The sequence below is a fragment of the Xanthomonas hortorum genome (assembly GCF_040279205.1).
Classification (GTDB): Bacteria; Pseudomonadota; Gammaproteobacteria; order Xanthomonadales; family Xanthomonadaceae; genus Xanthomonas; species Xanthomonas hortorum_F.
On sequence record NZ_JBEOLS010000031.1, the window covers coordinates 1 to 24,726 of the forward strand.

The window sequence follows — 24,726 nt, forward strand, 5'->3', positions numbered from 1 at the left end:
AGTTGCCAAAGCGCTTGGGTAGGCCGCGCCATTTGCAGCCATGCTCGGCAACGTAAAGGATGGCGTTGACCACTTGCAGGTTGGTCATGCTGACATTGCCGCGCTGCGCCGGCAGGCAGTGTTCGATCAGAGAAAATTGTGCTGGCGTGATCTCCATGCACGATAGTTTAATCGCTCGGGCCATTAGTGTTAACAGGCCCTAGTCGGCCCGCTGGGTTTTGCCAGTCAATTCGAGAGCTGGCGTAAGGCGGCGTGGCAGGCTTACGCAATCGGCATGTCGTTTGGCCACTATCGTCTTGCACACGCAGGTCTACTGCTGAGCAAATGATCTGGGCTCTCGCTGCGGCTGATTTGCGGCTTCGCTGCAGGGTTTTTGCCCAACCACCTTGGCTGCAGGGCCCTTGCCCGCCCACTATCGCGGGACACGCCGCAAGTACGTCCGTGTAGGCTCTTACGCGGCATCCATGCCGCGTAAGGTCCCGCGACGGTGGGCGGGCAAGGACCAGTCGAGATGGTCGGTGTGCATGGCTTTTAACAAAGCGACCAGCAATCTTTCTGGTGCGGTGCCCTCGCCGATTGCGGGACCGTGTGGCGGCATGGATGCCGCCACCGAGCCTACATGGACGTACTTGCGGCGTGTCCCGCGAGCGGTGTGGGCGCCGCGCCCTCGACTGACCAGGCTTTTGAGGGCACCGCACCCTCGACTGAGCAGGCTTTTGAGGGCACCGCGCGCTCGACCAACCAGGCTTTTGACTGCGTCGCAGTGCCAGCCGGCAAATCCCAAGAACCCTTCCGCACGCAGCGCCAAAGGTTCACACGTCGTCGAACACACCGCTGACCGGCAACCGATCTACCGCGCCTGATCTGCCGCGCAGGTTCCACCGCTTCCGCCTAGCCGCGGCCTACCCGCCGCCAGCCCTGCCTCGCGAAGGCCGCCGCGCCCACTCCGCGTGATCCAGCGCACAGCCGGCAAAAATCCGGCGCGGGTTTGGCACAGCACGTGCATATACCCAGCCGTGCCCGGAACACATCCCCGGGTCTAACGAGGAATCGGGTCATGAATCAGGCTTTGTGGGTCGCCAAAACCGGACTGGATGCGCAGCAGACGCGCATGTCGGTCATTTCCAACAACCTGGCCAATACCAATACCACCGGCTTCAAGCGCGATCGTGCTGCGTTCGAAGACCTGTTGTATCAACAGGTGCGTGCGCCGGGTGGTTCCACCTCCGCGCAGACGCAGTTGCCGACCGGCCTGCAGTTGGGTACCGGCGTGCGGGTGGTCTCCACCTTCAAGGGTTTCGACCAGGGCAGCCAGCAGCAGACCGGCCGCGCGCTCGACGTGATGGTCAACGGTCGCGGCTTCTTCGAAGTGCAGATGCCCGACGGCACCTCCGCCTACACCCGCGACGGCACCTTCCAGATCAATGCACAGGGCGAAGTGGTCACCAACAGTGGCTACCCGCTGCAGCCCGGTATCCAGGTGCCCGAAGGCGCGCAGTCGCTGACCATCGGCAACGACGGCACCATCAGCGTGACCCTGGCCGGCCAGGCCGCCGCGCAGGAAATCGGCGCGTTGACGCTGACCGACTTCATCAACCCCTCGGGCCTGCAATCCAAGGGCGAGAACCTGTTCGTCGAAACCACCGCCTCCGGTCCCGCGCAGAACGGCACTCCCGGCCTCAATGGCCTGGGCACCACCGTGCAGGGCGCGCTGGAAGGCAGCAACGTCAATACGGTGGAAGAGCTGGTGAGCATGATCGAGACCCAGCGCGCCTACGAAATGAATGCCAAGGCGATCTCCACCACCGACTCGATGCTCGGTTACTTGAACAACAACGTCTGATCGGCTCGCCGGTCGCTGCCCTCTCAGGAATCCACGCCATGTCACGCCTGCCCTCTCTCTCCTCTCTGGGTCTTGCCCTCGCCTGCAGCGCGCTGCTGGGTGGTTGCGTGGCAGCCGGCGATGTGCGGCCGTTCGCCGAACTGGCGCCGATCGTGCCGGTGGTCGCGCCGGTGGCGCAGCCCACCGCCGGTGCCATCTATGCCGCCGGCCCGGGCTTGAACTTGTACGGCGACCGCCGTGCCCGCGATGTCGGCGACCTGCTGACGGTGAACCTGGTGGAAAACACCACCGCCTCCTCCACCGCCAACACCAGCATCAGCAAGGCCGACACCGTGGACATGAGCACGCCCACGCTGCTCGGCGTGCCGCTCACCGTCAACGGCACCGATGTGTTGCGCAACTCCACCAGCGGCGATCGCAGCTTCGACGGCAAGGGCAACACCGCGCAGAGCAACCGCATGCAGGGCAGCGTGACCGTCACCGTGATGCAGCGCTTGCCCAACGGCAATCTGGTGATCCAGGGGCAGAAGAATCTGCGCCTGACCCAGGGCGACGAACTGGTGCAGGTGCAAGGCATCGTGCGCGCCGCCGACATCTCCCCGGACAACACCGTGCCCTCCAGCAAGGTGGCCGACGCACGCATCGCCTACGGCGGCCGCGGCGCGATCGCGCAGTCCAACGCGATGGGTTGGCTGAGCCGCTTCTTCAATTCCCGTTTGTCGCCCTACTGAGCCTGCGACCATGAATCTGTCTTCCCTGCCCTTCCGTCTGCTCGCTGCCGCTGTTGCGGTCTGCGCGATTGCCGCGCCAGCCTCGGCCGAGCGCATCAAGGATCTCGCCCAGGTCGGCGGCGTGCGCGGCAACGCGCTGGTCGGCTACGGCCTGGTGGTTGGCCTGGACGGCAGCGGCGACCGCACCAGCCAGGCGCCCTTCACCGTGCAGAGTTTGAAGAACCTGCTCGGCGAGCTGGGCGTCAATGTTCCGGCGAACGTCAATCCGCAGCTGAAAAACGTCGCGGCCGTGGCCATCCACGCCGAATTGCCGCCGTTTGCCAAGCCCGGCCAGCCGATCGACATCACCGTCTCCTCGATCGCCAACGCGGTGTCGCTACGTGGCGGCTCGCTGCTGATGGCCCCGCTGAAAGGCGCCGATGGCCAGGTCTACGCGATGGCCCAGGGCAACCTGGTAGTCGGTGGCTTCGGCGCACAGGGCAAGGACGGCTCGCGGGTGTCGGTCAACATTCCCAGCGTCGGTCGCATTCCCAACGGCGCCACGGTCGAACGCGCATTGCCGGACGTGTTTGCCGGCACCGGCGAGATCACGCTCAACCTGCATCAGAACGACTTCACCACCGTCTCGCGCATGGTCGCGGCGATCGACAACAGCTTCGGCGCCGGCACCGCGCGTGCGGTCGATGGGGTCACCGTGTCGGTGCGCTCGCCCACCGATCCGGGCGCCCGTATCGGCCTGCTGGCGCGGCTGGAAAACGTCGAACTCTCGCCGGGCGACGCGCCGGCCAAGGTGGTGGTCAACGCACGCACCGGCACGGTGGTGATCGGCCAGCTGGTGCGGGTGATGCCGGCGGCGATTGCGCATGGCTCGCTTACCGTGACCATCAGCGAAAACACCAATGTCAGCCAGCCCGGTGCCTTCAGTGGCGGCCGTACGGCAGTGACGCCGCAGTCGACCATCACGGCCACCTCCGAAGGCAGCCGCATGTTCAAGTTCGAAGGCGGCACCACGCTCGATCAGATCGTGCGCGCAGTCAACGAAGTGGGCGCGGCTCCCGGCGACCTGGTCGCCATTCTCGAAGCTCTGAAGCAGGCTGGCGCGCTGACGGCGGAGCTAGAGGTCATCTGACATGCGTATCGCAGCCTCGCCCATTGATCTCAACCCGAGCACCAAGGCCGATCCGGCAAAGATCGACAAGGTCTCACGTCAGCTCGAAGGCCAGTTCGCGCAGATGCTGGTCAAGAGCATGCGCGATGCGAGCTCCGGCGACCCGATGTTTCCGGGTGAAAACCAGATGTTCCGCGAAATGTACGACCAGCAGATGGCCAAGGCGCTGACCGAAGGCAAGGGCCTGGGTCTGTCGGCAATGATCTCCAAGCAGTTGAGTGGCGACACTGGCGGCCCGGCGTTGAACACCTCGCTGAGCACCGCCGATGCGGCCAAGGCCTACGCCCTGGTGGCCGGCAAGCGCGATGCCTCGTTGCCGCTGCCGGCACGCGATGGCGCGGCAACCAGCGTCGGTGCGAGCCTGGGCGCAGCTGTCGGCACCGCTGCAGGCATCGGCGCAGGCGGCCTGACCGGTATCGGCATGAGCCAGGTGCTGGATCTGATCGCCGGGCGTACCGGCGGTGGCGAGTCCGGCGGCGACGATGCGGCCGCACTGAGCTGGCCGTCGGCCAACGATCGCTGGAGCGATGTGGCGGTCAGCGATGCCGCCGATGCCAGTGCCGCGGTCAATGCGAGCGCGGCCAGCAGCGCCGCCGCCAGCCTGGGCGAGCGCACCCCGGAAGGCTTCGTCGCCAAGATCTGGACGCATGCGCAGAAAGCCGCGCGCGAACTGGGCGTGGATCCGCGTGCGCTGGTCGCACAGGCCGCGCTGGAAACCGGCTGGGGCCGTCGCGGGATCGGCAATGGCGGCGATTCCAACAACCTGTTCGGCATCAAGGCCACCGGCTGGAGCGGCGACAAGGTCACCACCGGCACCCACGAGTACGTCAATGGCGTCAAAACCACCGAAACCGCCGATTTCCGTGCCTACGGCTCGGCCGAAGAGAGCTTTGCCGACTACGTGCGGCTGCTGAAGAACAACAGTCGCTACCAGCCCGCGCTGCAGGCCGGCACCGATATCAAGGGTTTTGCACGCGGCTTGCAACAGGCTGGGTACGCCACCGATCCGGGCTATGCAGCCAAGATCGCGGCGATCGCCAACGGTCCGACCATCGACCGCGCGGTGGCCGCCATCGGCAACGCGGCGGCCGACCTGTCCAACCGCTATGCCAGCACCGCCGAGCCCGCCGGGCTTGGCACCATCCGTCGTTGAGGTAAACGCCCATGTCCATCATGTCCACCGGGACCAGTGCGCTGATCGCCTTCCAACGGGCGTTGTCGACCGTTAGCCATAACGTCGCCAACATCAATACCGAAGGCTACAGCCGCCAACGTGTGGAATTTGCAACGCGCACGCCCACCGACATGGGCTACGCGTTCGTGGGCAATGGCGCCAAGATCACCGACGTGGGCCGGGTGGCCGACCAGCTGGCCATCTCGCGCCTGCTCGACAGCGGCGGCGAGCTCTCGCGCCTGCAGCAGCTGTCCTCGCTGACCAACCGCGTCGATAGCCTGTACTCCAACACCGCCACCAATGTCGCCGGGCTGTGGTCGAATTTCTTCGATTCCACCAGCGCGGTGTCGTCCAATGCTTCCTCCACCGCCGAGCGTCAGAGCATGCTCGACAGCGGCAACTCGCTGGCGACGCGCTTCAAGCAGCTCAACGGGCAGATGGACAACCTGAGCAATGAGGTCAACAACGGGCTGACGTCCTCGGTGGACGAGGTCAATCGCCTGACCCAGCAGATCGCCAAGATCAACGGCACCATCGGCAACAGCGTGGATAACGCCTCGCCGGATCTGCTCGATCAACGCGATGCGCTGGTGTCCAAGCTGGTCGGCTTCACCGGCGGCACCGCGGTGATCCAGGACGGCGGCTTCATGAACGTTTTCACCGCCGGCGGCCAGGCGCTGGTGGTGGGGACCACGGCGGCCAAACTGACCACCGTGGCTGACCCGTATCAGCCGACCAAGCTGCAGGTGGCGTTGCAGACCCAGGGCCAGAACGTCAGCCTCAGCGCCAACTCGCTGGGCGGCCAGATGGGCGGCCTGCTGGAGTTCCGCAGCAGCGTGCTCGAACCGACCCAGGCCGAACTGGGGCGCCTGGCCGTGGGCATGGCCAGCACCTTCAACGCCGGTCACGCCCAGGGCATGGACCTGTACGGCGCGATGGGCGGCAACTTCTTCAACATCGGCTCGCCCACCACCGCCGCCAATCCCAAGAACACCGGCACTGCCTCGCTGAGCGCCAGTTTCAGCAACATGAGCGCAGTGGACGGGCAGAACGTCACGCTCAGCTTCGACGGTGCGGCGTGGAAGGCCACGCGCGCCGACACCGGCGCCGCCGTGCCGATCACCGGCACCGGCAGCACGGGCGATCCACTGGTGCTCAACGGTGTCAGCCTGGTGGTCGGCGGCACCCCGGCCAACGGCGACAAGTTCCTGCTGCAGCCCACCGCAGGGCTGGCTGGCAGCATCTCGGTGGCCATCACCGACCCCTCGCGCATTGCCGCGGCAACGCCGGTCAAGGCCACCGCCACGCTCGCCAACCTGGGCACCGGCAAGATCAGCGACGTCAAGGTCACCAATGCGCAGAACCCAGCGCTGCTGACGCCGTCGTCGGTGGAGTTCATCGACGCCAACCAGTACACCATCGATGGCAACGGCCCGTTTCCCTACACCGCCGGCCAGACCATCAGCGCCAATGGCTGGAGTTTTGCGCTGGATGGCGCGCCCAAGGCCGGCGACACCTTCGGCGTCGGCCCGATGGGCGCCGGCTCCAGCGACAACGGCAACGCCAAACTGCTGGCCAAAGTGGAAGACGCCAAGGCGCTCAATGGCGGCACGGTCACGCTCAATGGCGCGCTGTCCGGCCTGACCACCTCGGTGGGCTCGGCTGCACGTGCGGCCAGTTACTCGGCCGATGCGCAGAAGGTCATCAACGACCAGGCGCAGGCCAGCCGCGATTCGATTTCCGGCGTCAACCTCGACGAGGAAGCCGCCGACATGCTGAAACTGCAGCAGGCCTATCAGGCCGCCGCACAGATGATCTCCACCGCCGACACCATCTTCCAAGCCATCCTGGGCGCCGTACGCTGATGACCGACCGTATCTCCACCAGCATGATGTACAGCCAGTCGGTGTCGTCGATGACGGCCAAGCAGTCGCGGCTGAATCAGATCCAGGCCCAGCTCGCCAGTGGGCAGCGCCTGGTCACCGCCAAGGACGACCCGGTCGCCGCCGGCACCGCGGTCGGCCTGGATCGCGCCCTGGCAGCGATCACCCGCTTCGGCGAGAACGCCAACAACGTGCAGAACCGCCTCGGCCTGCAGGAAAACGCCTTGTCGCAAGCCGGCGACAAAATGGCGCGCGTCACCGAATTGGCGGTACAGGCCAACAACTCCTCACTCAGCCCCGACGACCGCAAGGCGATCGCCTCGGAACTGACTGCGCTGCGCGACAGCATGGTGAGTCTGGCCAACAGCACCGACGGCACCGGGCGCTATCTGTTCGGCGGCACCGCCGATGGCAGCGCACCGTTCATCAAGAGCAATGGCGGCGTCGTCTACAACGGCGACCAGACCCAGAAGCAGGTCGAAGTGGCGCCGGACACCTTTGTCAGCGACACCCTGCCCGGCAGCGAAATCTTCATGCGTATCCGCACCGGCGACGGCACCGTGGACGCGCACCCCGCCAACACCAATACCGGCACCGGGCTGCTGCTGGATTTCAGCCGCGACGCCAGTACCGGCAGCTGGAATGGCGGCAGCTACAGCGTGCAGTTCACCGCCGCCGACACCTACGAGGTGCGCGACAGCACCAACGCAGTGGTCAGCACCGGCACCTATAAAGATGGTGAAGACATCACCGCCGCCGGCGTGGGCATGCGCATCAGCGGCGCACCGGCAGTGGGCGACAGTTTCCAGATCGGCGCCTCCACCACCAAGGACGTGTTCTCCACCATCGACGACCTGGTCGGCGCACTCAACTCCGACACCCTGACCCAGCCGCAGAAGGCAGCGATGATCAACACGCTGCAGACCTCCATGCGCAACATCAGTCAGGCCTCGTCGAAGATGATCGATGCACGCGCCTCGGGCGGCGCACAGTTGTCGGCGATCGACAACGCCAATTCGCTGCTCGAATCCAACGAAGTCACGCTCAAGACCACCCTGTCGTCGATCCGCGATCTGGATTACGCCTCGGCACTTGGGCAGTACGAACTCGAGAAGGCCTCGTTGCAGGCCGCTCAAACGATTTTTCAGCAGATGCAGTCGTCGTCGTTGTTCAACCTGCTCCGCTGATTTTGCAGCAGAAAACCAGGGTTTTTCTTCGCTCCTGCGCGTGAGCATTGTGCAGGCGGACGGAGTTTATTTGTAGAAAGTTATACCAACACTAAAGATTCACGGGGTGCTGCCGAATAAACCAAACCCCTTGATACACAACGCTTCCGTATTTCGTCCTGCAGCAGAAAAACAGTAAAAAAATACTGGATTTCGCTAAAGGTTCCCGACGCAACGCCGTTATTCATCTCAGCAGCGGCAACGGCCAACTTGATGGCCCCCCTGCGGAGGCTCCGGGCAAGTCCCCCTTGCCGGAAAAATCGCTTAGGAGAAATCAAAATGGCACAGGTAATCAACACCAACGTAATGTCGCTGAACGCTCAGCGGAACCTCAACACCAGCAGCGCGAGCATGTCGACGAGCATCCAGCGTCTGTCCTCGGGTCTGCGCATCAACAGCGCCAAGGACGACGCCGCAGGTCTGGCGATCTCCGAGCGCTTCACCACGCAGATCCGCGGCCTGGACGTTGCCTCGCGCAACGCCAACGACGGTATCTCGCTGGCCCAGACCGCCGAAGGCGCGATGGTGGAAATCGGCAGCAACCTGCAGCGTATCCGCGAGCTGTCGGTGCAGTCGTCCAACGCCACCAACTCGGCCACCGACCGTGACGCGCTGAACTCCGAAGTCAAGCAGCTGACCGCCGAAATCGACCGCGTTGCCAACCAGACCAACTTCAACGGCACCAAGCTGTTGAACGGCGACTTCTCCGGCGCGCTGTTCCAGGTCGGCGCCGACGCCGGTCAGACCATCGGCATCAACAGCATCGTCGACGCCAATGTCGATTCGCTGGGCAAGGCCAACTTCGCTGCCTCCGTCTCCGGCGCTGGCGTGACCGGCACCGCGACCGCTTCTGGCTCGATCACCGGTATCTCGCTTGCATTCAACGACGCCAGCGGCAGCGCCAAGACGGTCACCATCGGCGACGTGAAGATCGCCAGCGGCGACGACGCAGCGGCGATCAACAAGAAGGTCGCTTCGGCGATCAACGACAAGCTCGACCAGACCGGCATGTATGCCTCGATCGACAACAGCGGCAACATCAAGCTGGAATCGTTGAAGGCTGGTCAGGACTTCACCTCGCTGACCATGGGCAGCACCACGGGCGCCACCGGTGTTACCGTCGGTGCCGGCCTGCAGACCGCCTCGGCCGCCTCCGGCTCTACCGCAGTCACGCTGAGCAGCCTGGATATCTCCAGCTTTGCCGGTTCGCAGCAGGCTCTGGAAATCGTCGACAAGGCGCTGACCGCAGTCAACTCCTCGCGCGCCGACATGGGTGCGGTGCAGAACCGCTTCACCTCCACCATCGCCAACCTGAGCGCAACCTCGGAAAACCTGTCGGCCTCGCGTAGCCGTATCCGCGACACCGACTACGCCAAGGAAACCGCCGAGCTGACCCGCACGCAGATCCTGCAGCAGGCCGGTACCGCGATGTTGGCCCAGGCCAAGTCGGTTCCGCAGAACGTGCTGAGCCTGCTGCAGTAACTCGCAGCAGTAAGCGGTACGCTTCGCAGCAAGTCCAAAGCCCCTCTTCGGAGGGGCTTTTTGTTGGCTTACGTTTTGTTGACGCTGTTTTCTTGACGCACGTTGCGGCATGGAATTTGCATCGAATCATTCCGTGAGCGAGACGCGTCGCCGCCGCTAAAGTCCTCGCGGAAGCGGCCGATACCCGTCTCGTAATCCCATGCGTCCCTTCTTTTTGGACGCCCAGACGAGGAATGCAACATGGCATCGGTGATCAGCACTTCCGCTTCCGGACTGGACATCCCGACAGTGGTGTCCACGCTCGTGTCACGGCAGAAGGACCCCGAGCAGGCGCGCATCAACAAGGCCGGCACTGCGGCGACAACCCAGCTGTCGGCCATCAGCCAGATCAAGAGCAGCATGACCACGCTCAAATCTGCGCTGGACAAGGTCGTCAGCAGCGCCGACACCAACGCCTACAAGGCGACCGTGCAGACCGATGCGGGCTTCACCGCCACCACCACCAGTTCGGCCGCACCCGGCAGCTACTCGGTGGAAGTGGTTTCGCTGGCCACCTCGCAGAAGCTGGCCTCCGGCGCGTTCACCGCCGATGCCACGGTCGGCAGCGGCACGCTGACGATTGGTTATGGCGACAAGAGCATCACCGTGGATGTCAGCGGCACCGACAAACTCACCGACATCGCTGCCGCCATCAACAAGGCGGCCGGTGGCAAGGGCGTCACCGCCAGCGTGGTCACCGCCAACGATGGTCAGCACCTGGTCTTCAACGCGGTCGACTCCGGCACCAAGGGCGCGTTGACCGTCAGTGCCAGCGACCCGAGCCTGAGCAGCCTCACCTATGGCCCCGGCGTCACCGGCGGCTTGAACCAGTCCGTGGCCGCGGCCGACGCGCTGGTGCGTGTGGATGGCTTCGAGCGCACCTCCAGCTCCAACACCATCACCGACATCGTGCCGGGCGTGGTGCTCAACCTCACCAAGGCCGCCGAAGGCACCAAGGTCACGCTGGGCGTTGCAGCAGACACCAGCGGCCTCAAGGCGAACCTCACTGCCTATGCCGCGGCCTACAACACCGCCAACACGCTGCTGGCCAAGAGCAGCGCCTACGACGCCACCACCAAGACTGCCGCAGCGTTGACCGGCGACCCGCTGGTGCGCGGCCTGCAGCAGCAGCTGCGCGGCCAGGTCAGCGGCAATCTCACCGAGCTCAGGGCACTGGGCCTGACCATCGACAAGGATGGGGTGATGAGCTTTGACGGCGGCAAGTTCGACACGGCCATCGCCGCCGACGGCGGTGCCGCCGCCGAGGTGTTCGGCAAGGACAGCAAGTACGGCTCCACCATGACCAAGCTGCTCGACAGCAATGTCAACGTCACCAATGGCACCCTGACCCTGCGTTCGGACAGCTTGAACAAGGCCATCAAGGGCTATGAGTCCGACCTGGACGACCTCGACGCACGCATGGTCAAGCTCAGCGATCGCTATACCGCGCAGTTCAACGCGATGGAAACCATGATCAGCAAGCTGCAAAGCAGTACCAGTTCGCTCAGCAGCCTGCTGACAAGCTGATTTCCGTGATCGCAGTCCTCAAGTCGTACGCCGGTGTTGCCGATACAAGTAGTACCTATCGTGATGTCGGCCTTGCCTGTTGGCAGGAGCGTTGTCGCAGGAGCACCCCGCTCCGGGACCCGCGAAGGCCAGCCAATTGAGGGAGTCATCCATGTACGGTTCCAATCGCCAATATGCCGAGCAATACCGCAAGGTCGGCGTGTCCACCAGCGTGACCGAAGCCGACCCGCACAAGCTGGTGTCGTTGCTGTTTGCCGGCGCCTGCCAGCGCATTCGTCTGGCCCAGGCCTGCCTGGCGCAGGGCGACCAGGCGCGCAAGGGCAAGGCCATCGGCGAAGCCTGCGCCATCGTCGGTCACTTGAACGGCTCGCTCGATCACGAAGCCGGCGGCGAGATTGCAGGTAACCTGTCGGCACTGTACGACTACGTCATGCAGCGCCTGACCGCAGCCAATCTGCATAACGACGAAACTGCGTTGACCGAAGCGCTGGAACTGCTCAGCGAAATCGACTCGGCGTGGAACTCCATTCCCCTCGAACAACGCGGCCTTTCTGCCGTTTCGTGAGTCCAGCCATGCATAGCGCGCAAAGCCTTCAAGCCGAAATCGCCGATATCCGCCTCGCCATGGCGCAGGAGGAGTTCGAGGTGATGCCGTTCCTGCTGGACAGCCACGATCTGCACCTGCGCGAATACGCGCAGCACGTGGACCTGAGCCAGGACCGCGACGCGCTGCAGACCTTGCACACCATGCAGCAGGATTTGATGCGGATGATGCTCGAGCGTCGCCGCAAGCTGCTGGATCTGATCCGCGCACAGCGCACCTCCTCGTCGGCCAGCCGCGCCTACGCACGGGTCGGACGGATCTGATGAGCTCGCTCGGCACCCTCGCGCCATCGGCCGATGCCGCGCTGTTCGCCGACACGCTCAGCTGCGAATTGCGTCTGCCGGCCGGTTTTCGCGCCGGTAGCGATGCCGGCTCGCACAGCGCCGCAGAAACCCTGCTGCGCAGCCTGGGCCAGGTGGAAGACCTGCGCAGCGAAGAAACCAGCGAAGACCGCGGCGACCTGCCGCTGCTGGTGCAGCGCATGGATGCCAAACTCGACCTGATGCTGGCCTTGATCGGCCGCCTGGTGCGGCAAGCCGACACCGGCCTGATCCAGGGCACGGTGCGCTGGTCGGTCCGAGGGATCCGCCTGAGTTGCGCAAGCAGCCAGCCGCCGGGCACGGTTGGCAGCGTTTGCCTGCAGCCATCCGACTGGCTTCCTGAACTGGTACAGCTGCCCGCCGAGGTGTTGGCGAGCGCCCACGATGGCCACGATCACTGGCTGTGGCTGCGGTTTGCGCCGCTCTCGCCCGGCCTGCAGGACGCACTGGAACGCCATCTGTTCCGTCTGCATCGCCGTCAGATCGCCGACGCCCGCCGCCAGCGCTGACGCCGCCTGTTGGCGCGAGGCGCTGGGTCGGCTAAGGTGCCCTTTACTGAAAAAAGGTCTCTTCTGCGCCGTGCGAGTCATCATCGTCGACGATCACACCCTTGTACGTGCCGGCCTGTCCAGGCTGCTGCAAACCTTCGCCGGCATTGATGTCGTTGGCGAGGCCAGCAATGCGCAACAAGCCCTGGATATGACATCCCTGCACCGACCCGATCTGGTGTTGATGGATCTGTCCCTGCCCGGCCGTAGCGGCCTGGATGCCATGACCGATGTGTTGCGCGCTGCGCCGCGTACGCATGTGGTGATGATGTCGATGCACGACGACCCGGTGCATGTGCGCGACGCGCTGGATCGCGGTGCGGTCGGTTTCGTGGTCAAAGACGCCGCGCCGCTCGAACTGGAACTGGCGCTGCGTGCTGCAGCCGCCGGCCAGGTGTTTTTGAGCCCGCAGATTTCTTCCAAGATGATCGCGCCGATGCTGGGACGCGAAAAGCCGGTCGGCATCGCCGCGCTGTCCCCGCGTCAACGCGAGATCCTGCGCGAGATCGGCCGCGGCCAGAGCAACAAGGAAATCGCCGCCGACCTGGGCATCAGCGTCAAGACGGTGGAGACACATCGCGCGCGCATGATGGAATCGCTCGGCTGCCGGCGTGCCAACGACCTGGTGCTGCTGGCCGCCAAACATCACAACGAGCTGGTCTAAGGCGTTCGCTCGGTTGCGAGCGCTTGGCAGGCCGTTGAAGGCCAAAACAGTGACGGGATTCCGGCGGGCATGCTTGAGCCCGCCTGTAGTGTCAGGAAATTCCTGACATGCTGTCAGGAATATCATGAGTCACCTCACACCACTCCCTGATTAGAAACCCGTCGCGTTGTCCTGCAAGATGCGTTCCATCGCCGCTACATGCGGCGCCTTACGGAAGCGCTTCGATGAAGACGACCATTTCCGCCCAGCTTGGCCAGCAACTGCACCTGACCCCGCAGTTGCTGCAGTCGATCCGTCTGTTGCAATTGGACGGCATGCAGCTGGAGCTGGAAATCCGTCGCGCGCTGGAAACCAATCCGCTGCTGGAGCTGGAAGAACTGGCCGACAGCAGCGACGACGTCGCGACCAGCGATGATGGCGCCTCCGATATCGCCGCTTTCGACGAGCTGCCCGAGAGCACCATGTGGGACGTGCAAAGCAGCAGCTGGAACGATGGCGACGACGACCGCATGCAGCGCGTTGCCGCTGGCGAATCCACCGACCCGCATGTGCGCATCCTGCGCGAACTGGCACTTGATCTGGACGAGGCTGCGTTGGCGGCCGCCGCGTTCTGGTTGGAGCAGACCGACGACGCCGGCTATCTGAGCGAAGCGTTGGCGGCCCTGCAGCAGCTCGGCGCCACTCGCTTGGGTATGACCGTGCAGGCAGTGGAAGCGATCCGTCAACGCCTGCTGCACGGCGACCCGGCCGGCCTGGCCGCTTGCGATCTGCGCGAGTGTCTGCAGGCCCAGCTGAGCGCCCTGCCCGGCCGCGTGCCGGCACGCCATCTGGCTGCGCGCATCCTGTCGGGCGATCTGGAATTGCTGGCCAGCCACGACTACGCGTTGCTGGCACGCGCGCACGACGCCGAGCTCGACGACGCCCGCGAAGCGGTGCGCCTGATCCTCTCGCTGCAGCCACGCCCGGGCGACGACCTGCTGCAGGAAAGCAACGCCAGCGTGATTCCCGATGTGCTCGCCTGGCATGCCGATGGCAGCTGGCGCGTGGCATTGAATCCAGCCACCACGCATCGCGTGAGCATCAATCCCGTGCACGAGCGCGCACTGGCCGAGGCCGGCGAAGCCGCACAACCGCTGCGCGACATGCTGCAAGAAGCGCGCTGGCTGACCCGTGGCCTGTCGATGCGCTACGAGACCTTGCTGCGTGCTACGCGCGCCATCGTCGAGCGTCAGGCTGCGTTTCTGGTGCGTGGCGAAGAAGCCATGGCACCGCTGACGCTAAAGGAAATTGCCGATGAGATCGGCATGCACGAATCGACGATTTCGCGCATTACCACCGGTAAATACATCCAGACACCGCGCGGCACCTTCGAGCTCAAGCATTTCTTTGCCGTGCGTCTGGAAGGCGCCAGCGTCTCCGGCCAGGCAGTCAAGGCGATGGTGCGCAGACTGATCGAAAGCGAACCGGCCGGCCGGCCGCTGGCCGACGAAGCCATCGCCGGGCTGTTGTCGCGTCAGGGCGTTAACATTGCCCGTCGCACTGTGGCCAAGTACCGCGAACAACTCGACATCGCCCCGGCACGCGAGCGCCGCCGCATCAACAAACCGCTGCTTGCCCGGGCAGGATAAGGACTACTATGAGCAAACTCACCGTGCTGCTGGTCGACGACCACGAGGGCTTCATCAACGCTGCGATGCGTCATTTTCGCAAAGTGGAGTGGCTCAATATCGTGGGCAGTGCCGCCAATGGACTGGAAGCGATCGAGCGCTCTGAGTCGCTGCGCCCCAATGTCGTGTTGATGGACCTGGCCATGCCGGAGATGGGCGGGTTGCAGGCGACCCGTCTGATCAAGACGCAGGACGATCCGCCGTATATTGTCATCGCGAGCCACTTTGACGATGCAGAGCATCGTGAACATGCCCTTCGCGCGGGTGCTGACAATTTTGTTAGCAAGCTGTCCTATATCCAGGAAGTCATGCCAATCCTGGAGGGCCTGACGGAAGGAGCCAGGAATGAGTGAGTCCCGCATTCTGCTGATCGACAGCGATGCCGTGCGCGCCGAGCGTACCGTGTCGCTGCTCGAGTTCATGGACTTCAATCCACGCTGGGTCACCGACGGCGCCGACATCAATCCTGGCCGTCATCGGCATGATGAGTGGATGGCGGTGATGGTGGGCTCGGCGCAGGATGCTGCACAGGCCGACAAGTTCTTCGACTGGCTGGCCGATGCCAAGCTGCCGCCACCGGTGCTGCTGATGGAAGGCAGCCCGAGCGCGTTCGCGCAGACGCACGGGCTGCACGAAGCCAACGTCTGGACGCTGGACACGCCGCTGCGTCACGCGCAGCTGGAAGCCTTGTTGCGCCGTGCCAGCCTCAAGCGGCTGGATGCCGAGCATCAGGCCGGCGTGCAGCAGGACACCGGCCCGACCGGCAATAGCGAGGCGGTGACCCGTCTGCGCCGCTTGATCGACCAGGTGGCGGCGTTCGACACCACCGTGCTGGTGCTGGGCGAATCGGGCACCGGCAAGGAGGTCGTCGCACGCGCCATCCACCAGCACTCGCCACGGCGCGATGGGCCGTTTGTGGCGATCAACTGCGGCGCGATTCCGCCGGACCTGTTGGAAAGCGAACTGTTCGGCCACGAAAAAGGCGCCTTCACCGGTGCCCTGAGCACCCGCAAGGGCCGCTTCGAAATGGCCGAGGGCGGCACGCTGCTGCTCGATGAAATCGGCGACATGAGCGTGCCGATGCAGGTGAAGTTGCTGCGTGTGCTGCAGGAGCGCAGCTTCGAGCGCGTGGGCGGTGGCCAGACCATCCGCTGCAACGTGCGCGTGATCGCCGCGACCCACCGCAATCTGGAAACGCGCATCAGCGATGGCCAGTTCCGCGAGGATCTGTTCTATCGCCTCAACGTGTTTCCGATCGAAATGCCGGCGCTGCGCGAACGCGTGGACGACCTGGCCATTCTGGTGCAGACAATCGCCGGGCAGCTGGCGCGCACCGGGCGCGGCGAAGTGCGCTTTGCCGACGAAGCCTTGCAGGCGCTGCGCAGCTACGACTGGCCGGGCAATGTGCGCGAGCTGACCAACCTGGTGGAGCGCCTTGCGGTGCTGCACCCGGGCGGTCTGGTGCGCGTGCAGGATCTGCCGGCACGCTATCGCGGCGATTTTGCTGCAGCCACGGCGCTCGAACTTCCGCCCGAGCCGGCATTGGTTGCCGCACCGGCAGAGGTCAGCACCTTGCCGAGCAATGTGGTGACGCTGCAGCCCAAATCGGCCACCACCGAACCGGCCACCGCGTCCAGCCTGCCCGACGATGGCATCGACCTGCGTGGTCACATGGCCAACATCGAGCTGGCGCTGATCAACGAAGCGCTGGAACGTACCCAGGGCGTGGTGGCGCATGCAGCGCAGCTGCTCGGCCTGCGCCGCACCACGCTGGTGGAAAAGCTGCGCAAGTACGGCATCGATCGCGAGCAAACCGAGCTGGCGAACTAGGACCAGCGCGCCGGCCACGTCTGCTGGCACAGCGCTTGCTTCAGCAGGATCACTCCGTTCGCAGTCATCGGCTGCGAGCGGAATCGACATCGACGTGCCGACTCCACTTGCCGAGTGTTTGATGACCATACCCGTCACCAGTCCGCTGCTGCCGCCGCTGGAAGAATTTCTGCCCTATCTGGAGCAGATCTGGACCAGCCGCATCCTCAGCAACGGTGGCGAGATGCATCGGGCACTCGAGCGCGCACTGTGCGACTACCTGGGCGTTTCGCATCTGGCATTGCTGACCAACGGCACCACTGCGCTGATCACCGCGTTGCAGGCACTGCGCATCACCGGTGAAGTGATCACCACGCCCTACTCGTTCGTGGCCACCGCGCACTCGCTGCTGTGGAAAAGCATCACCCCGGTGTTTGTGGACATCGACCCGGTGACGCTCAACATGGATCCGTCCAAGATCGAAGCGGCCATCACGCCGCAGACCACTGCGATCATGCCGGTGCATTGTTACGGCACGACCTGCGACACCGCCGCCATCACGCGCATCGCCGATATCTACAACCTCAAGGTGATCTACGACGCGGCGCATGCCTTCGGTGTGCGCGATGGCGGCGGCTCGATCCTGCGCCATGGCGACCTGAGCGTGTTGAGCTTTCATGCCACCAAGGTGTTCAACACTTTCGAAGGCGGCGCGATTATCTGCCCGGACGAAAAAACCTATCAACGTATCGGGCATCTGAAGAACTTCGGCTTCGTCGACGAAACCACGGTGGTCGCACCGGGCATCAACGGCAAGATGAATGAGATCAGCGCGGCGTTCGGCTTGTTGCAACTCAAGCACATCGATCACGCCATCGCGCAGCGCAGCGCCATCGATGCGCAGTACCGGCAGCGATTGAACGACATTCGCGGCATCCGCTGCGTTGCGCGGCCCGATCACGCCACGGCCAACTACGCGTATTTTCCGATTCTGGTGCAGGACGATTACCCGCTGGCGCGCGATGCGCTATACCAATTGATGCGCGAGCACGGCATCCTGGTACGGCGTTACTTCTATCCGTTGATCAGCGATTTCCCGATGTATCGCGCCCTGCCCTCGTCCGCACCGGCATGGCTGCCGGTGGCGCGTTCGGTGGCGGCACAGGTGTTGTGTCTGCCGATCTTTCCTGGCTTGACCCGCGACCAGGTCGATACCATTGCTGACCTGATCGCCGGCCAACAGGCCACATGATGGCAACATGCTGCACCTGCATTTCAGACTCCCGCAACTTCAACAGGCAACCAGGCGAGATCGCATGACCCAGGCAACGTTTATCGAGAACTTCATCGCCGCCACCGACTTCCAGGAGCCGGTCGAAGTCACCACCGACACCGTGCTGCTCGAACTCCCGGAATGGGATTCGCTGGCCGCGCTGGGCGTGATCGTGATGTTCGATATGGAATACGGCAAGACCATCACCGGCGAAGACCTGACCACGGCCATCACTGTCGGCGATCTCTACAAACTGACCGAGGCGTAAGCACCATGCCGACTTCCACGCTGCACAACGTTCGCTTTGCCGGCATGGCGACATGCGTGCCGAAGCGGGTCGTGTCCAACCTCACCGATTGCCGGCCGCAGATCCGTTCCGAGCGTGAGCGCCTGGTGCGCAACATCGGCATCGAGACGCGCCGCATGGCCTCGGAGTGGCAGTGCTTCTCCGACCTGGCCTTCGATGCGACGCAAGTGCTGCTGGAAAAACTGCAATGGAAGCGCGAGGAGATCGACGCACTGATCGTGGTGACCCAATCGCCGGATTATCCGATTCCGGCCACCGCGATCATCCTGCAGGACCGGCTGGGGCTCTCGCACGCCACGGTCGCCTTCGACGTCAACCTCGGTTGCTCGGCCTACCCGTTCGGCATCAACCTGCTCGGCTCGATGATCGCCGCCGGCGGCGTCAAGAAAGGCCTGCTGCTGGTCGGCGACCGCAGCGCGAACCTTGAGGATCCGATCTTTTCCGACTCTGGCACCGCTACCGCGCTGGAGTTCAGCGCCGATGCGCCGCCGATGCATTTCGACCTCAACAGCGATGGTAGCGGTTATAAGGCGATCATCCTGCCCGTAGGCGGACAACGCGAACCGGTTGCGGTGCAGCATCTGATCCCGTTTCGTGAGGAGCCCAATGGCCCGTGGCGTCGTGGAGTGGACCTGATCCTCGATGGCGTGGCGGTACTCAGCTTCTCGACCCAACGTATCCCGCCAGCGGTGCAAAAGCTGCTCGAGTATGCGAGCGTGTCCAAGGAGGAGATCGACTATTTCGTCTTCCACCAGGCCAACCGGATGATCAACGAAACCATCCGCAAGAAGCTCGGCCTGCCGACGGAAAAAGTGCCCTCCACGCTGCGCGACTTCGGCAACACCAGCGGCGCCTCGCTGCCGGTCACCATGACCGCGCGCATCAACAAGGAACTGGAAGCCGGCACCAAACGCGTATTGCTGTGCGGCTTCGGCATCGGGCTATCGTGGGGCACCTGCCTGCTCACCATCGAAGGGGCCGTTTTTCCAGATCTCATCGAATCGTGAGCATCACTCCCGACCCCTTCTCGCTCGCCGGCAAACGCATCCTCGTCACCGGCGCCTCTTCGGGTATCGGCCGCCAGATCGCTATTTCCTGCGCCGAACTGGGTGCCCAGTTGGCGATCAGCGGGCGCGACCGCGCGCGGCTGGCGTCGACCCTGGAGGCGTTGCCGGGCGAGGGGCACGTGGCAATCGCCGCAGACCTGGACCAGCAGGAGGACATCGATCGCCTGGTCGCCGAGGTCGGCGTGTTGAACGGGATGGCGCACGCGGCCGGGATCTCGCGGCTGGTTCCGCTGCGCCTGGTCAATCGGGCGCATTTGGACGACATCTTCTCCAGCAACACATTCGCACCGATGCTGCTGACCCGGGGCCTGCTGGCAAAGAAGCGCATCGCCGCGAACGGCTCGCTGGTGTTCGTCGCTTCGGTCGCCTCGCACATCGGGCCGATGGCGAGCAGCGCGTACGCGGCAAGCAAGAGCGCCCTGCTCGGCATGGTGAGATCACTGGCGCAGGAAGTTGCCAAGAATGGCATCCGCGCCAACTGTATCGCCCCGGGTTACGTGCGCACGCCGCTGCTGGATGGCCTGCAAGGCAGCGGCGGCAACATGGAAGGGCTGTTCGAACTGACACCGCTTGGCATGGGCGAGCCGGAGGACGTCGCCTATGCCGCCACGTTCCTGATGGCCGATGCGAGCCGCTGGATCACGCGTAACTATTTCGTCGTGGACGGCGGCCTCACCGTGCCAATGGACATCTACGCATGAATACACCGGCACGCACTGCGTTCTCGCTCAAGGGCAAGACGATCCTGGTGACGGGAGCCTCGTCGGGGCTCGGCAGGCAGATCGCTATAGCCTGCGCGCAACGAGGTGCCTGCATCGTTCTCGCCGGCCGCGACAAAGACCGCCTCGCGCAGACCCAGGCGCAGCTGCAGGGCACGGGCCACGTAGGCGTGCTCGGCGACCTGACCAACGCCGCCGATCGCGAGGCACTGGCTGCTGCGGCGGGTACGACGGTACATGGCGTGGTGCACTGCGCGGGCATGCAGAAGCACTGCCCGATCCGGCAGCTGACCGAAGCGGCAATGACCGAGATGTACACGGTCAATTTTCTCGCTCCGGTGATGCTGACGCAGCGCCTGCTGCAGGCAAATGCCATCGCCCCGCAGGGCTCGATCGTGTTCATGCTCTCCACTGCCGCGCATCTGGGCACGCGCGGCGTGGGGCCGTATTCGGCGATGAAGGCCGGCCTCATCGGCATCATCAAGTGCCTAGCGCTGGAACAGGCCAAGCGCAGGATCCGGGTCAACGGCATTTCCCCGTCGGCCGTGGCCACGCCGATGTGGGGCGCCGACCAGCTTGAGGCGCAGAAGGCACGGCATCCGCTGGGCCTGGGCGAGCCGCAGGACGTGGCCAATGCCGCGATCTACCTGCTGGCGGACGCAAGCCGCTGGGTCACCGGGACCAGTCTGGTCATGGACGGCGGCTCGATCCTATGACCCATCCCGTATTGATCATCGGCGCCGGCGGATGGGGTCGCGAGGTCCTGGCACAGATGCAGGGCGATCCGGCGTGCGGAACGCAGTGGCGTCCGGTGGGCTTTCTGGACACGCGCCCCCAGATGCTGGACGGTCTGGGCTGCGACCTCGCCATCGTCGGCAGCCCGCTCGCGTACCAGCCGCAGGACGAAGAACGCTTCGTCTGCGCGATCGGCGATCCGCATTCGCGCCAGCGCTATGCGCAGCCATTGCTGGCGCAAGGCGCGCAATTCATTCCGATCCTCACTGGCGCGTTCCTGAGCCCGCGCGTGCACATCGGCCAGGGCTGTTTCCTGAGCCATCGCGTACAGCTCAGCCCCGACGTGTGGCTGGGCGACTTCGCCAACGTGCATGCCAACACCATGCTCGGGCACGACGTCCATGTCGGTGACTACGCGCAGATCGGGGCGATGACCTTCGTCGGCGGCGGCGCGCGGATCGGTGAGCGCGCTATCGTGCACCCGCACGCCACCATCCTGCCCGGCATCCAGATCGGCGACAGCGCCGTCGTCGGCGCCGGTGCGGTCGTGGTCAAGGACGTGCCGGCCGGCGCCAGCGTGTTCGGCAACCCGGCCCGGGTCATCTACCACAAGGATTCCTGAGGAAGCCGCGCCGATGCGATCGCGAATGCACCCCAGCTACTACCTGTCGACGGACATCTTCGCCCGCGAACAGCGCAAGATCTTCCGCAAGGTCTGGCTGTTTGCCGGCCTTAAGACGCTTGTGCCCGATAACAACTGCTTCATCACCCGCAGGCTCGCTGGCATTCCGGTGTTGATCCAGAACTTCCAGGGCTGCCTGCGCGCATTCGAGAACGTCTGCCTACACCGCAGCGCGCTGCTACAGACCACTGCGGTGGGAAAGCGCCCGCTGGTCTGCCCTTACCATGCATGGAAGTACGACGCCGACGGCCGGGTCGAGAACATCCCCGAGTGCGATGCCCTATATGGCTTCGGCGATGAGGAACGGCACGGTCTGAAGCTGCGCGAGTTCGCGCTGCGCGAGGTGGGCAACCTGCTGTTCGTCAACCTCGATCCCGACCCGATGCCAATCGAGGAGCAGTTTTCGGCAGACTTCATCGCCTTGCTAGAAAGTAGTTCCAACGCCTATGACACTGAGGTCATGGTGACCACATGGCGTGGCCGTTACAACTGGAAACTCGCTTACGAAAATCTTCGGGATGCCAATCACCCGCGCTTCGTCCACCCTAAAACCCTGGCCAAAAGTGTCAGCTTCTTTGCCGAGGTAAACAAAGAACAAGCCAAGGAGTCCATGGAAGCTTTGCAAGACAGCTCGCCCGCTGCCTTGAGGCGCGAGATGCGCCGCTTCAGTTTCGGCGGCCCGGAAGCACCAATACCCAACCTTAAGCACTTCGGCTGGCACGATAAAGTGGAACGCTGGGGCAAGCAGGATGCCTACTTCAACTGGTTGGCTTTCCCGAACATGCATATCGCCAGTTCCAATGGCGGCTATTCTTTCACCCTGGAGCACCATATCCCCGTTGCGCCGGACACGACCGATTTGGAAATCTATTGGTTTAGCGCACGCAGGAAACAGCCTTACGGCTCTTCCAGCCAAGTGCTACTGGCACAGATGCACGGCAGCAAGGTGGTGGTGGGTGAAGACATAGAAATCATGGAGCGGGTGCAGGCGGCATTGCACACAGACGCTCCGCTGCCCACCCAGGGTGCCTATGAATCCATGAATCGCCTGGTCGAGCGCTGGTACACGATGCTGGTGGAGACCGAACATGAAATCTAGGTGGATCATCGGCCACAACGAATACCTCGACCTGGCTTTTCACGCCTGGAAGCAGGCCCGTCAGGACGAGACGGTCATCAGGATCGACGTGCCACAAGACGCGGAACACGAATTCGATCTTGGTGTGCTGGATGGACTAAATCCGAGCGACGGGGCCATGTTCGTGGCGTTCGACGAACGCTTCGGCAACTTCAAGCGCATGGAACTGATGCAGGCAGCAATGGAACGTGGCTTCAAGCTGGAGCCCTTCATCCACTCCAGCGCAGCCATCGGCGCTGACACGGTCATCGGGCTCAACGCATTCGTGGGTGCCAATGCTGTTATCGGGCACGCGTGCAGGATCGACTACAACACCGTCATCCACGCCGGCGCGCACCTCGGACCGGCATGCCGCGTCAAATCTTCATGCTGGATAGAGAATGGCGTGCAAATCGGCGCGGGCGTCGAGATCGGCGGCAATAGCATCCTGCGCACCGGCGCCATCGTGAGCGGAGGCGTCAAGGTGGGACGAAGCTGCGAACTTGGCTGGCCACGTGTCTACCGCGAGGACGTGCCTGCCAAGACCTATTTCGACGCCCGCTACGACACCCCCATTCATACCTACGAGAGATGACGTTCATGAACTCAAGAAATGAGCAGCTTCGCCAACGGATTCTACGTATTGCGGAGCAGGAGCGCCCTGCACTCGAGGATGTCATTGCGCGCCTCCCCGCGATTGCCAACCGCCCTGTATTCCTCGTCGCTCCCGAGTCCTATGCAGGCGTGGTGCATGGTCCCGGGGTCGTTGCCAACCTGCGCCATGTTGTTGCCGCAATTGATGATCAAAGCATCCACCTGGACCGCATCCACGGCGCGCCGCGCTGGAGCAGTCAGGAGTTTCTGGCCAAGGCGGGTCAGTATGCGGATGCGATCGCTATCGATTTCTCTTGCAGCCCGCGCGGACGGGCGTTTGCAAATGACCTCTGCACCAGCGCGGGCATTGAGCAACTGAGCATTGCGCCTTCCCTGGATCCACTGATCCCGGGTTTCGAGCAGCGCCCCCTCTTTCTGCTCCAACCGCGCTCGGACATTGGCAACATTTATGGGCCAAAGATCGTCCAGCACCCCAGCCATGTCATTGCCGCCGTTGATGACCAGCCAAGCGACAGCGACACCGTTCATGGGGTGCCGCGTTGGACTTCCCGTCAGTTCATCGAACAAGCGGCGCAGCATTCCCAGGCATTGGCCATCGATTTTTCTTACAGCCCGGGAGAATCGGGCCTGGCCCGCAAGCTCTGCGAGCAAGCAGGCATTGAAAGGGTAGATGCCTGCCTGGCCGTTGCTCACTGTGGGCTGCCCGCCGTATACGAGTCTGCCCAGGTATACCGTCAGCGGACGCTTGCGCGCCTGGACGAATTCCTGCGTTTTGCGGATCGACTGGACGACGATTTCAGTGTTTTTACGCTCTACAGCAACCTGTTGTTCCGCCTGACCTACGATTCCAGCCTCCTGCTGGACTGCTGGGCTACGCCGATCAACGAGTACTTTTCAACGTACGCCGATAGCAGCACATTCCAGCTGGGCCAGCGTGAACATTTCTGCGATGGCGGTGCCTTCCAGGGCCCCATCGTCCACAAGTTTCTAGAAGCATCCCGCTATCACTACGAAAGCATCACCGCCTTTGAACCCGATCGCATCAACTTCCAGAAATTGGAGGGCATCGCAAGTGCCCTCCCCCTTCCCCCGTACAACTTCAAGGCCATAAAAAAAGCCATTTCCAACGAACATACGACGCTGCGCTTCGAGGAGACCGGCACCGTTTCCAGCCATGTATCGCCGGATGGCGGAATCTCCGTGACTACTACGCGCCTGGACGACGAGTTGGAAAAACTGACGCTACTGAAGTTGGATATCGAAGGGTTTGAAGCCAGGGCACTAGAAGGCGCATCTCACCTCATCCGTACCCAGCGCCCCCGTATGGCTATTTGCGTCTATCACTACGCCCAGGATCTACTGGATATCGTGGAACAACTGGACAAATTGGTGGATGGCTATCACTTCCGTCTACGCCAGCACTCTCCCGGCCACTATTACGACCTCGTTTTGTATGCATCGCCCGTCGCCGGTGCCGCACCGCCGCCCTGGGCGGAGTAAGCCCAGGGAAATTTACGACTTGGAAA

General features: G+C 63.7%; 25 protein-coding genes. 24 read left to right on the top strand and 1 reads right to left on the bottom strand.

Features of this window, described 5'->3' with window-relative positions:
• Positions 1-157, bottom strand: a 157-nt coding sequence (locus ABS769_RS13090; RefSeq protein WP_233368074.1) for a transposase, incomplete at its 3' end; no start/stop codon positions are given.
• A gap of 900 nt (positions 158-1,057) precedes the next feature.
• On the opposite strand from ABS769_RS13090, the gene flgG reads away from it, so the two are divergent.
• From flgG to ABS769_RS13210, 24 genes are all read left to right on the top strand, one after another.
• Positions 1,058-1,843 carry a flagellar basal-body rod protein FlgG gene (gene flgG, locus ABS769_RS13095; protein ID WP_006452262.1) on the top strand — a complete coding sequence of 262 codons (786 nt, stop codon included), beginning with the start codon at positions 1,058-1,060 and terminating at the stop codon, positions 1,841-1,843.
• A 38-nt stretch (positions 1,844-1,881) separates the two neighbouring features.
• A complete protein-coding gene (gene flgH, locus ABS769_RS13100; protein ID WP_115038945.1) occupies positions 1,882-2,574 on the top strand; it encodes a flagellar basal body L-ring protein FlgH in 693 nt (230 codons plus the stop codon).
• A 10-nt stretch (positions 2,575-2,584) separates the two neighbouring features.
• Positions 2,585-3,703: a flagellar basal body P-ring protein FlgI gene (locus ABS769_RS13105; protein ID WP_006452264.1), complete on the top strand. Its 1,119-nt coding sequence runs from the start codon at positions 2,585-2,587 to the stop codon at positions 3,701-3,703.
• A gap of 1 nt (position 3,704) precedes the next feature.
• On the top strand, positions 3,705-4,895 hold the full coding sequence (gene flgJ, locus ABS769_RS13110; RefSeq protein WP_023903954.1) for a flagellar assembly peptidoglycan hydrolase FlgJ: 1,191 nt from the start codon (positions 3,705-3,707) through the stop codon (positions 4,893-4,895).
• Between the two features lie 11 nt (positions 4,896-4,906).
• Positions 4,907-6,781, top strand: a complete 1,875-nt coding sequence (gene flgK / locus ABS769_RS13115; RefSeq protein ID WP_317060754.1) for a flagellar hook-associated protein FlgK — start codon at positions 4,907-4,909, stop codon at positions 6,779-6,781.
• Entirely contained in the window at positions 6,781-7,986 is a 1,206-nt protein-coding gene (gene flgL, locus ABS769_RS13120) for a flagellar hook-associated protein FlgL (protein WP_317060753.1), read from the top strand. Before flgK ends, flgL begins: the two co-directional genes overlap by 1 nt.
• Positions 7,987-8,304: 318 nt before the next feature.
• Entirely contained in the window at positions 8,305-9,507 is a 1,203-nt protein-coding gene (locus ABS769_RS13125; protein WP_317060752.1) for a flagellin, read from the top strand.
• 240 nt (positions 9,508-9,747) lie between these two features.
• Positions 9,748-11,073 (top strand): flagellar filament capping protein FliD, encoded by a 1,326-nt coding sequence (fliD, locus tag ABS769_RS13130; RefSeq protein WP_317060751.1) that lies wholly within the window; start codon positions 9,748-9,750, stop codon positions 11,071-11,073.
• Positions 11,074-11,224: 151 nt separating this feature from the next.
• Positions 11,225-11,638, top strand: a complete 414-nt coding sequence (gene fliS / locus ABS769_RS13135; protein WP_023903949.1) for a flagellar export chaperone FliS — start codon at positions 11,225-11,227, stop codon at positions 11,636-11,638.
• Between the two features lie 8 nt (positions 11,639-11,646).
• Positions 11,647-11,940, top strand: a complete 294-nt coding sequence (locus ABS769_RS13140; protein ID WP_317060750.1) for a hypothetical protein — start codon at positions 11,647-11,649, stop codon at positions 11,938-11,940.
• Positions 11,940-12,506: a PilZ domain-containing protein gene (locus tag ABS769_RS13145; RefSeq protein WP_317060749.1), complete on the top strand. Its 567-nt coding sequence runs from the start codon at positions 11,940-11,942 to the stop codon at positions 12,504-12,506. The genes ABS769_RS13140 and ABS769_RS13145 overlap by 1 nt, the downstream gene beginning before the upstream one ends.
• 70 nt (positions 12,507-12,576) lie before the next feature.
• Positions 12,577-13,209: a response regulator transcription factor gene (locus ABS769_RS13150; protein ID WP_003482986.1), complete on the top strand. Its 633-nt coding sequence runs from the start codon at positions 12,577-12,579 to the stop codon at positions 13,207-13,209.
• 224 nt (positions 13,210-13,433) lie between these two features.
• Positions 13,434-14,837: an RNA polymerase factor sigma-54 gene (rpoN, locus tag ABS769_RS13155; RefSeq protein WP_317060748.1), complete on the top strand. Its 1,404-nt coding sequence runs from the start codon at positions 13,434-13,436 to the stop codon at positions 14,835-14,837.
• Positions 14,838-14,845: 8 nt separating this feature from the next.
• Positions 14,846-15,229 carry a response regulator gene (locus tag ABS769_RS13160; RefSeq protein ID WP_005997154.1) on the top strand — a complete coding sequence of 128 codons (384 nt, stop codon included), beginning with the start codon at positions 14,846-14,848 and terminating at the stop codon, positions 15,227-15,229.
• Positions 15,222-16,706, top strand: a complete 1,485-nt coding sequence (locus tag ABS769_RS13165; RefSeq protein ID WP_317060746.1) for a sigma-54 dependent transcriptional regulator — start codon at positions 15,222-15,224, stop codon at positions 16,704-16,706. Before ABS769_RS13160 ends, ABS769_RS13165 begins: the two co-directional genes overlap by 8 nt.
• Positions 16,707-16,827: 121 nt before the next feature.
• Positions 16,828-17,937, top strand: a complete 1,110-nt coding sequence (locus ABS769_RS13170) for a DegT/DnrJ/EryC1/StrS family aminotransferase (protein WP_317060745.1) — start codon at positions 16,828-16,830, stop codon at positions 17,935-17,937.
• Positions 17,938-18,001: 64 nt separating this feature from the next.
• The gene (locus ABS769_RS13175) at positions 18,002-18,226 is read left to right on the top strand and encodes an acyl carrier protein (RefSeq protein ID WP_317060744.1); all 225 of its coding nucleotides are present in this window, start codon (positions 18,002-18,004) and stop codon (positions 18,224-18,226) included.
• Positions 18,227-18,231: 5 nt separating this feature from the next.
• Positions 18,232-19,272, top strand: a complete 1,041-nt coding sequence (locus ABS769_RS13180; protein ID WP_317060743.1) for a ketoacyl-ACP synthase III — start codon at positions 18,232-18,234, stop codon at positions 19,270-19,272.
• A complete protein-coding gene (locus tag ABS769_RS13185; protein ID WP_317060742.1) occupies positions 19,269-20,033 on the top strand; it encodes an SDR family NAD(P)-dependent oxidoreductase in 765 nt (254 codons plus the stop codon). The genes ABS769_RS13180 and ABS769_RS13185 overlap by 4 nt, the downstream gene beginning before the upstream one ends.
• Positions 20,030-20,767, top strand: a complete 738-nt coding sequence (locus ABS769_RS13190; RefSeq protein WP_317060741.1) for an SDR family NAD(P)-dependent oxidoreductase — start codon at positions 20,030-20,032, stop codon at positions 20,765-20,767. Before ABS769_RS13185 ends, ABS769_RS13190 begins: the two co-directional genes overlap by 4 nt.
• Complete coding sequence (locus ABS769_RS13195) at positions 20,764-21,408, top strand: NeuD/PglB/VioB family sugar acetyltransferase (protein ID WP_074375666.1); 645 nt, start codon at positions 20,764-20,766, stop codon at positions 21,406-21,408. The genes ABS769_RS13190 and ABS769_RS13195 overlap by 4 nt, the downstream gene beginning before the upstream one ends.
• Positions 21,409-21,421: 13 nt before the next feature.
• Complete coding sequence (locus tag ABS769_RS13200; RefSeq protein WP_317060740.1) at positions 21,422-22,567, top strand: aromatic ring-hydroxylating oxygenase subunit alpha; 1,146 nt, start codon at positions 21,422-21,424, stop codon at positions 22,565-22,567.
• Positions 22,557-23,180, top strand: coding sequence for a UDP-3-O-(3-hydroxymyristoyl)glucosamine N-acyltransferase (locus ABS769_RS13205; protein ID WP_317060739.1), 624 nt, complete (start codon positions 22,557-22,559; stop codon positions 23,178-23,180). The genes ABS769_RS13200 and ABS769_RS13205 overlap by 11 nt, the downstream gene beginning before the upstream one ends.
• A complete protein-coding gene (locus tag ABS769_RS13210; RefSeq protein WP_317060738.1) occupies positions 23,177-24,700 on the top strand; it encodes an FkbM family methyltransferase in 1,524 nt (507 codons plus the stop codon). The genes ABS769_RS13205 and ABS769_RS13210 overlap by 4 nt, the downstream gene beginning before the upstream one ends.
• Positions 24,701-24,726: the final 26 nt, after the last annotated feature.